We start from the raw sequence: 422 nt of genomic DNA, 5'->3' as shown, positions 1-422 counted from the left end.
ATAATAAGCTGATCGCTCAGGTTGACGAATATCTGGACGACACTTTTACGTTGTTCAGTAACTACGGCATTAACTCTACGGATTTGCAAAAGTGGAAAAAATCCGGTAACCGACTATTTCGTTGCTTTGTCAACGCCAGCCGGGAAAACCCGGCCAGTCTATCGTGTTAGAATTATTACAATCAAAAGGTGGAATTATGTCTGATAAGCCATTAACTAAAACAGACTATTTGATGCGCTTACGTCGTTGCCAGACAATTGACACGCTGGAGCGCGTCATTGAAAAAAATAAATATGAACTGTCTGATAATGAGCTGGCGGTATTTTACTCAGCTGCCGACCATCGTCTGGCGGAACTGACCATGAATAAGCTATACGATAAAATCCCGACTTCTGTCTGGAAATTTATCCGCTAATTTACGC

2 protein-coding genes are annotated in these 422 nt (G+C 41.9%); both read left to right on the top strand.

The genetic code is table 11. The features are described from left to right. Nucleotides 1-8 precede the first annotated feature (8 nt). Complete coding sequence (locus tag M3194_RS31780) at nt 9-170, top strand: Hha toxicity attenuator (RefSeq protein WP_117090529.1); 162 nt, start codon at nt 9-11, stop codon at nt 168-170. Nucleotides 171-196: 26 nt separating this feature from the next. Next, complete coding sequence (locus M3194_RS30950; protein ID WP_002892050.1) at nt 197-415, top strand: HHA domain-containing protein; 219 nt, start codon at nt 197-199, stop codon at nt 413-415. The last annotated feature ends 7 nt before the right edge of the window (nt 416-422 follow it).

The sequence above is a fragment of the Paenibacillus glycanilyticus genome (assembly GCF_023715145.1).
Classification (GTDB): Bacteria; Bacillota; Bacilli; order Paenibacillales; family Paenibacillaceae; genus Pristimantibacillus; species Pristimantibacillus glycanilyticus_A.
Note: the sequence above shows the minus strand (reverse complement) of the source record. Positions and strands in the feature narration are given on the sequence as shown.